We start from the raw sequence: 8,832 nt of genomic DNA, 5'->3' as shown, positions 1-8,832 counted from the left end.
CCAAATCCATTGCTGATTGTGCATGTCTGGGTTGAGGGTTTACTTGATACCGTGATTACGTAGTTTGTGCCATCTGGGTAGGATTGTATTTTTTCTAATACTAAACTGTATCGAATGAATCGAAAATTTCGTTAACATTGTTTACTCCGATATCAATTATCTTTATATGAAAATCTGAGTAAGGTTCTTCGTAAAATAATGATGCAAATAATTTATGATAACTTAATATTTAGATTTGCAAGAAAAAACAAAGTTGGCAATAAGCAATTCATATAACCAACTATCAATTGTCTTTAACTGTTATTCGTATAGATCTCGAGAAAAAAAGATTTTGACACCGAAGAAGATTCAATCGTTCGGGAAAACCAATTTAATTAAAAATAAGGAAAAATCTAACAATGGACTTCTTCGAAAATTACTTAGAAAAATTGATTAACTTTGCTAAATCAAATGAGCGGTTTATATCCATTTGTTGTGCGGGATCTTCCATTACTGGAGAACTAGATAAATATTCGGATTAGACATTGTTTTAATTACAGAAGACATGAAACAATTCGCAGATCAAATAGGTGATCTGTTAGTTGGTTTTACAGGAGAACATGTAGGCAAAAATCGTTTTCTTATATGTTTGTACAATTCTCCTTTATTACATGTAGACCTTAAATTCATCCAAATTCAAGATTTCCATGATCGCGTCGAAAATCCAAAAATCTTATTCTATAATCATTCCCAAAAACTAAATCTAATACTAAAAACCAGTCATAGGGAAAGAATTATTCGCAATGCGTTTACCAACACGCCTGCGTGAGCTATCCGAATGATAAATAGCCGCTCATCCCCTCCTTGCGAGTGATTCGAATTGCCATTAGCTGCGCGCTCCCAACCCCGCTTCCGATCACCCCATTTCATTGATAACAGCAAATACCTTCGTTCATTTTCTAATTTTATTATTGACATGCAGGTAAATACCTGCATAAAGTTCCTTGTATGCCAGAGGAAGGAAAAGAGACTGATCTAGTATTTAAGGCGATGGCAGACCCAAGCCGAAGAAAAGTCCTCGATCTACTCTATACTAACAATGGCCAAACTCTCTCCCAACTCTGTGAACAACTCGATATGCAAAGGCAATCAGCATCACAACATATAGAAATCCTTATCAATGCAAATTTGATAACGGTTGTATGGAAAGGTCGAGAGAAACTTCATTTCATCAACCCCGTACCGATTCACGAGGTATATGAACGTTGGGTTAGAAAATTTGAAGAGAATCGTTTAAGTTTCCTACACGACTTAAAAACAAAACTTGAAGGAGATCAAAATGAAACCACTTAACTTCGTTTATGTGACTTATATACTCAGCACACCTGAAAAGGTATGGAATGCAATCATCGACCCAAAAGTGACATGTCAATATTGGTCCGATCCTTTGTCAAAAAACCCTGCACATATAAATGTTTCCGAATGGAAAATTGGCTCTGAATGGAAACATGTAAAGATGGATGATGAAAAAACTGTAGACATTCTTGGTAAAGTTTTGGAAGTAAACCCACCTAACAAGTTAGTCATTTCTTGGTCAAGACCAAAGGAAATGAATGATGAATCAAAACACTCACGTGTCACTTTTGATATTGAACCTTACGCTAATGGTCTTATTCGTTTGGTTGTGACCCATGAAGATCTAGACCCTCAAATGTTTACAGGAATTTCTACAGGTTGGCCAAGTGTTCTTTCCAATCTCAAAACATTTTTGGAATCAGGTCGCCCACTAGCAGGACATATTTCAACGCTTTAGACTAGAAACATAACAAACATTTGTTGAAATATTTAAAACTTTAGGAGAATACCATGGATCTAATCTATACAGGTGGCTGCGCTTGCGGCACCATTCGTTACAAAATAAACGAAAAACCAATGTTTATGAATGATTGTCAATGCCGCGACTGCCAACGTATGAGTGGAACAGGACATGGTTCCTATCTTACATTTCCAACTCGGCAATCCGTGAGCCTAGAAGGAAACCCCACTAACTTTGAAATGGTGGGTGATAGTGGCAATACCAAAACCAGTAGTTTCTGTCCTAATTGTGGTTCACCAGTGTACATGACCTTTGCTGCCATGCCAAATCTATTTACTATCCATGCAACGAGTCTAGATGACCCAAACCTCTACCAACCGCAAGCGGTCACCTATACAAAACGTGGTTATGTTTGGGACCATCTCGATCCGTCCCTTCCAAAATTTGAAACCATGCCACAATCTTAACATTAGATTTTGAGGTGGTGCGCCTCGAATTTGTTAGTTGATCAATGGTTCATTGGATAACGACCGCGCTATCCGCGCCAATCTTTCGCTCCAGCGAAAGGATTTCCGCTTCTATCGCTGGCGCAGAGGTTGGTTTGGGAAAAAGATCATTTGTTAGGAAATGTTAGGTAAAGATAGAAAGAAAACAGGGTAGAAGCAAAATGGATCCTAATAGCAGCCGCAACTTGGCATTTATACGGACTACAGATAAACGCACAAAAAACTTGCGACTATACGAATTGAGTATATCCGCACACTGAATCTAATAATTTATTTCAAGCGCTCCAAAACACCTTTTCGTTTCACAATGTTTTTGTAGTCCCATTGAATTTTTTCAGCATCACCCAGCCAACGTTTCAGATCTTTTTTTTTGATTTGATTCACATCGGTAAAACGAACTTCTGCTGCCTTAAAACTACCTTCGGGTGTAAGTCCATCCTCATCAAAGCTTTGGCCACTCCAGAACAGAAGCCGAACATTCGTCTTCATCTTACTATAACCAACAATGGGATTTCCATCCAAAAACCAAACAGGATGAGCATGCCATATCTTTTTTTCCGCCTTGGGAAGATGCAGATTAATTTCTTGATATAAAAGATTACAAATCTCTTGGTCTGAACCTGGTTGTGATTTATTATAAGTTTCGATTTCTTTACTCATATAGATAGTCTCTCATTTTTATTGATAATTGTAAGGAAGGAAAATTGTAGCTACCAAATCATAATTGAAAGTTTGCAAAAACAATTTGGCAGTGATTCTTATTTACAAATTTTCTTTACTGTTGAGATTACCTTTACATCAACTGTCGGCCAGAGTTTACTAAGACCATCTGAACCTTTGTGTAAGTCATTACATTCAGCATTTAATTTACTTAGGCCAGATTGTAGACCAAGACCCACAACATCAACGGTTCCAACAACTTCCAGAACATTCTCTTTCCAAACAAAATTTACTGGCACAATTATTTTGGCACTTCCGAACTTCAAATTTAATTTCGCAGTACCGGATTCTCCATCTGTGATATCAGAGAACGATCCTGAGATTTTTTTGTTTCCTTTCACAGAGCCAAAAAAGAATTTTTTGATTTTTCCATCTCTATCAGGTACACCGGAATTTACGGAAGAAGAATCTATTTGAAACTGAATTGATTTTACAGCACCAAACTTTGATTTATCTTTTTGTTTACCAACAACTTTGATGGAATCAAACTTACCTTTAACTCCTGTTTTCTCAGTAAATTTGAACGCTGTCCACTCCAAGGAGGTTTGTGCGGGATCATACTCATACATACAATTCTCTTGAGCAACCAATTGTGAGATGGTGCTGAGTGCGATTAGTACCAAAATAGAATTAAAAATTTTCATGGAAACCTCTACTGGAAAATAGAAAATCTAGAACAACGTTTTGTCAAGTGGAGTCTAACACTCGAATCACAATTCGCATGTTAAAATTTTTACAAACGTTGGTATTTCACTTCAAGAACCAACTCTTCAAAAAAAAAGAAGAAAGTCAATCTCTGAGGCTCACTTCTATGGAAGATTTGGCTAAATTGGTTCTGGATTTTTTATCTGAATCATTACACATTCATTCTGTTCCAAGCCAAATCATCGAAGGATTTCGCTCTCTACGTAGCAAGTACAGACATCTTACCAATCAGAATTTTTATGATTTTCTTTTTGCTGCCTCACACCAATACAACGTTCGCCTAAACATTGTTCAAAAAACTTTACAAGACATAAGATCGTATATCACCGAAGGTTCCCCCTTCGTATTCCAAGTAACAAACGAAACCAACCAGTTACCCGAATTCTATGCAATTTTGAGTTACCAAACATCTTCCTATCGAATCAAAGCTCTCAATCAAATGGATGCGGAAGAAGAATGGCATTCAGAAAAAGAATTACTAAAACTAATCGGTATTAAATCAAACAAAGAGTTTGTTGATTGGGTGATTGTCGAGCCAACTTTCCCTTTTTCAACGAACAAAGAAATAATAAAGAACGATTCTGCTGTCAAAACAGCACTGAAACAAATCACTCATTTAATCCGAATGGAATCCAAAGATGTTTGGATTGTTTTTATATATGGAATCGGAATTGGAATTCTTTCATTAGTTGTTCCAGTTGCAACATCCTCACTTGTAAATATTGTAGCGTTTGGAGTTTTAATCCAACCCGTTATCATATTAACATTGTTAGTTGTATTTTTTCTAGGTTTTGCAGGAGCCATGCAAACCATCCAAATCTATGTTGTTGAGATTTTACAACGAAGAGTGTTTGTAAGGATTGCAACAGAATTTGCAGTTAAATTTCCAAAAATTCGACAAGATGTTTTGGACAAACATCACAATCCAGAACTTGTGAATCGTTTTTTTGATACAATGACCATTCAAAAATCCATTCATTCCCTGTTAGTTGATGGACTTTCCGTCGTTCTTACTACCGTCATTGGTTTTGTTCTGATTTCCTTTTATCATCCCATCTTTATTGTATTTTCTTTTCTGATTTTGTTTATTGGAGGGTATTGGGTTACCTATCGATTGGGAAAACCAGCTGCAGAAAATTATATTAAAATTTCAAAAGAAAAATACAAAGTGGCTGCATGGTTGGAAGAAATATCCAGGCATTCGGCTCTTTTTCATTCTACATTTGGTTCCAACTTTGCATTAGACAAAGCAGATTCTTTCATCCGAGATTATTTATATGCTAGAAAAAAATACTTTTTTAACTATATCCGCCAAATCATTGGTCTTGTCGGAATCCAAGCTTTTGCAAGTGCCATTGTACTGGGATTAGGTGGTTATTTAGTCATCCACAGACAACTTACAATTGGACAACTAGTTGCGGCAGAACTTGTCATTGCAAAAGTCCTCAGCGATATTTCTAAATTTGGCAAACAATTGGATAGTTTTTATAGTTTGATTGCTGCTGTTGACAAAATCAACTCTGTATTCCATTTACCAACGATCCCTGTCAAAACTGTAGAATTTGAAATTCCTGAAGGACCAATCCAAGTACAACTTTCTGGAATCCACTATTCTCTTAGCAATGGTCACAAAATCTTTAATCAATTTAATTTAAAAGTTTCGGCAGGTAAATCTATAGGTATCTCTTCAAATACTCCATATGATGCTCATATTCTATTAGATTTATTATGCGGTATGAGAACTCCTATCTCAGGAATTGTGGAATACAATCACCAAAACATTCATGAAGTTTCTAAAGAACAAATTCATTCCGTTACATTTCTCATTAGAGGAAATGAAATTTTTGAAGGAACTATATTGGAAAACATTCGTGTGGGTAGAGAAGAAATATCATTAATTGAAATTAGAGAATTGTTGGTGGAATTGGGAATTTGGGAAACCATTCAATCTCTACCAAACGGAATTCACACTCCGCTTTTAACCTTTGGACATCCATTCGACACAATCCAAACTACTATTATTTCTATTGCAAGAGCATTGATTGGAAAGCCAAAACTATTGTTAATTGATGGAAACTTAGATCTTTTACCTCCATCTCTTCTTAATTCAACCCTTAAACTTCTTTTACAAAAAAATAGAGAATGGACACTTTTCGTCGTATCCAAATCTCCCACTGTGCTTTCTCAAATGGATCAAGTACTACGTTTAGAAAACGACTCCCATTCCATAAAGGTAAATTCTTAAAGTTGGCTTATGAAAACTGATCTGTCACAAAAATGGAAACTCCATAAAAATCTACCTTCCTATCGATTGGTACAAACAGCATTGCCTGCACAAAGTCTTGCTTACGTTCTTACGATTATTTTCTTTTTGTGTGTTCTCATCCTTTTATATGTTCCTTGGCAACAAACCACAATGGGATTTGGACGAGTTGTTGCTTACGCCCCCCTAGACCGGCAACAAGTCATTGAATCTCCCATCAGTGGCCGTGTTGTGAAATGGCATGTGCATGAAGGAACACGTGTCAAAAAAGGTGATCCAATCATTGATATTTCTGACAATGATCCTAATTTTATTAGTAGGATTCGTGAAGAAAAAAATGCACTTTTACAAAGATTGGAAGCAGCAAGATCTAGAGAAGATAACATTCGTTCGCGGATCATTAGTTTACGATCTTCCCGTGGTAGCGCCGTTGATGCCGCAGATTCCAGAAGGATGATGGCAAAAGACCGAGTTCGAGCCAGCGAACAAGCAGTAGATGCTGCAAAGGCTGCTTTAAAAACTACCAACCTCAACCTAGATCGACAAAAACAATTATGGGAAAAAGGACTCACTTCCAAACGAACTTTGGAACTTGCAGAATTAGACCATACCAATGCAGAAACAGGACTTGATCGGGCCAAAGCCTCATACGATGCAGCCATCAAAGAGGAAAGGGCATTGTATAGTGACACCGGAAAAGTAGCACAAGATGCAGAAGCGTCGATCAATGATGCAAAGGCTTCCTTAGCATCGGCGCAATCGGAAGTGGCTCGTGTTTTGGAAGACCTTCCCAAACTAGAAGCCCGGTTATCCAGGCAGGAGACCCAAGAAATATTTGCACCAAGGGATGGAACCATTATGCGAATTTTGGTGAATCCCGACACACAACAAGTGAAGGAAGGCGATGGAGTTGCAATCCTTGTTCCTGATGCAGAAGACAAAGCAGTAGAACTTTTTATCTCAGGCAACGACATACCACTCGTTGGTGAAGGAAGAAAGGTTCGATTACAATTCCAAGGATACCCTGTTTTACAAATCAGTGGTTGGCCTGAAACTGCTGTAGGAACTTTTGGTGGGATAGTCAAACTTGTGGATATCACAGACAATGGTTCCGGAAATTTCCGAGTCCTTGTGATCCCAGATCAAGATGATCGTAAATGGCCCACAAGTCGTTATCTCAGACAAGGTGTGAGAGCAAAAGGATGGATTTTTCTCAACCGTGTGAGTGTGGGATACGAACTCTGGAGAAGGTTTAACGACTTTCCACCTAACTTACCAATGGATGATCCAGAAATGAAATCATTGTTAGATGAAACTGGTAGTGGAGATAAGGTCAAATGAAATCTAAATTCAAACAATCTCTACTTGCACTCCTCTGTCCCTTTGGAATGTTTTTTTCCTTTGTCATCGAGGCTGATCCAACACGTGATCCCTTTGAATCCTTACATGGTCCGAACATTTATTCTCAGGATTATATCAACCAACAACCAGGAGTTCTCACTTTAGCAGAACTTTTAAAATCAGTGGAAAAATCGTATCCATTAGTTTTAGCAGCAGAAAAACTTTTATCGGAAGCCGAATACAATTACCTCGCAGCCGAAGGTGCCTTTGACTTACAATTTAAATCCATGGGAACCACAAAACCAATGGGTTATTATACAAACAATGCCGCCGACGCTATGTTTGAAAAACCAACACCACTCGGCGGTACATCCTTTTTTGCGGGTTACCGAATTGGACGTGGAAACTTCCCTGTGTATGATGGAAAAAGAGAAACAAATGATCATGGAGAAATTCGTGCAGGTGCCATCTTTCCCCTCATGCGCAATCGTGAGATTGATAAAAACAGAGCCGACATCAAAAAAGCGGACCTTGATAGAAGACTTGCCGAACTCTCCATTCAAAAATTAAAAATCGAAGTCATCAAAGAAGCGAGCAAACGGTACTGGAAATGGGTCGCCAGCGGACAAGAGTATTTAGTCAACAAAGACTTGTTAGCAATCGCAAAGAACAGACAAAACCAAATTACCGAAAGAATCAAGTTAGGTGACATTCCAAAAATGGAAGGAACGGAAAACGACCGTGCCATTTTACAAAGAGAATCTCAATTTGTTTCTGCAGAAAGAGAGATGCAAAAAGCGGCCATCGATTTGTCTTTATTCCTACGTGCACCGGATGGGAATTTAATCCTACCAACAACAAACCGATTGCCCATTGGATTTCCCAAACCTATTGATTATAAAAAAGTGGAATTGGAAAAAAGTATCAAACTCGCATGGAAGTATCGACCGGAACTGCAGGACTTTGAATTCAAACGAGACAAAGTCCGAGTGGACCAAGATATGGGATACAATTCATTAAAACCACAAGTAGATTTAGTAGTAGCTGGATCCCAAGACTTTGGACCAGGTTCTGTTACAAGAGCTAAACCAGAACTAGAAGCCTCTCTCATCCTCAACCTCCCCATCCAAACCAAAAGACCGAGAGGGATGATTGGAGCAGCTGAAGCAAAGATTGCCCAACTCGACCAAGAACTACAATTTTCAAAAGATAAAATCAAAACCGAAGTACAAGATGCAATTTCCGAGGTGATTGCTTCAGCAAAACGTGTCACTGTTACTCAAAATGAAGTAGAATTAGCGCGAAAGTTAGAAGAGATGGAAAGAGAACGATTTGCCCTTGGTGACTCTACACTTCTATTTGTGAATATTCGAGAACAGACAAGTGCCGAAGCAGCTGTCCGAGAAATTAAGGCTTTGTACGATCATCATGTAGCCATAGCCCATTTTCAAGCAGCAACAGCATCGGTTTTGCAAATTTCGCCCAATCCGTAGTTTGTTTTA

At 38.0% G+C, this 8,832-nt stretch carries 8 protein-coding genes; 6 read left to right on the top strand and 2 right to left on the bottom strand.

Annotated features, from left to right (window positions below):
* The first annotated feature begins 987 nt into the window (after window positions 1-987).
* Genes CH364_RS16140 through CH364_RS16130 form a run of 3 tightly spaced genes read left to right on the top strand, consistent with a single transcriptional unit; the run spans window position 988 to window position 2,262 of the window.
* Window positions 988-1,332, top strand: coding sequence for an ArsR/SmtB family transcription factor (locus CH364_RS16140; protein WP_100743498.1), 345 nt, complete (start codon window positions 988-990; stop codon window positions 1,330-1,332).
* Window positions 1,319-1,792, top strand: coding sequence for an SRPBCC family protein (locus CH364_RS16135; protein ID WP_100743499.1), 474 nt, complete (start codon window positions 1,319-1,321; stop codon window positions 1,790-1,792). The genes CH364_RS16140 and CH364_RS16135 overlap by 14 nt, the downstream gene beginning before the upstream one ends.
* Before the next feature lie 53 nt (window positions 1,793-1,845).
* On the top strand, window positions 1,846-2,262 hold the full coding sequence (locus CH364_RS16130) for a GFA family protein (RefSeq protein ID WP_100743500.1): 417 nt from the start codon (window positions 1,846-1,848) through the stop codon (window positions 2,260-2,262).
* A gap of 309 nt (window positions 2,263-2,571) precedes the next feature.
* Here CH364_RS16130 and CH364_RS16125 read toward each other — a convergent pair whose 3' ends face one another.
* Window positions 2,572-2,961, bottom strand: a complete 390-nt coding sequence (locus tag CH364_RS16125; protein WP_100743501.1) for a DUF1801 domain-containing protein — start codon at window positions 2,959-2,961, stop codon at window positions 2,572-2,574.
* A 98-nt stretch (window positions 2,962-3,059) separates the two neighbouring features.
* Window positions 3,060-3,665 carry a YceI family protein gene (locus CH364_RS16120; protein ID WP_100743502.1) on the bottom strand — a complete coding sequence of 202 codons (606 nt, stop codon included), beginning with the start codon at window positions 3,663-3,665 and terminating at the stop codon, window positions 3,060-3,062.
* Window positions 3,666-3,742: 77 nt separating this feature from the next.
* On the opposite strand from CH364_RS16120, the gene CH364_RS16115 reads away from it, so the two are divergent.
* Genes CH364_RS16115 through CH364_RS16105 form a run of 3 tightly spaced genes read left to right on the top strand, consistent with a single transcriptional unit; the run spans window position 3,743 to window position 8,823 of the window.
* Complete coding sequence (locus CH364_RS16115; protein ID WP_100744692.1) at window positions 3,743-5,971, top strand: ABC transporter transmembrane domain-containing protein; 2,229 nt, start codon at window positions 3,743-3,745, stop codon at window positions 5,969-5,971.
* 9 nt (window positions 5,972-5,980) lie between these two features.
* Window positions 5,981-7,330, top strand: coding sequence for an HlyD family secretion protein (locus CH364_RS16110; RefSeq protein ID WP_100743503.1), 1,350 nt, complete (start codon window positions 5,981-5,983; stop codon window positions 7,328-7,330).
* Entirely contained in the window at window positions 7,327-8,823 is a 1,497-nt protein-coding gene (locus CH364_RS16105) for a TolC family protein (protein WP_100743504.1), read from the top strand. Before CH364_RS16110 ends, CH364_RS16105 begins: the two co-directional genes overlap by 4 nt.
* Window positions 8,824-8,832 lie beyond the last annotated feature (9 nt).

The sequence above is a fragment of the Leptospira harrisiae genome (assembly GCF_002811945.1).
Lineage (GTDB): Bacteria > Spirochaetota > Leptospiria > Leptospirales > Leptospiraceae > Leptospira_A > Leptospira_A harrisiae.
Note: the sequence above shows the minus strand (reverse complement) of the source record. Positions and strands in the feature narration are given on the sequence as shown.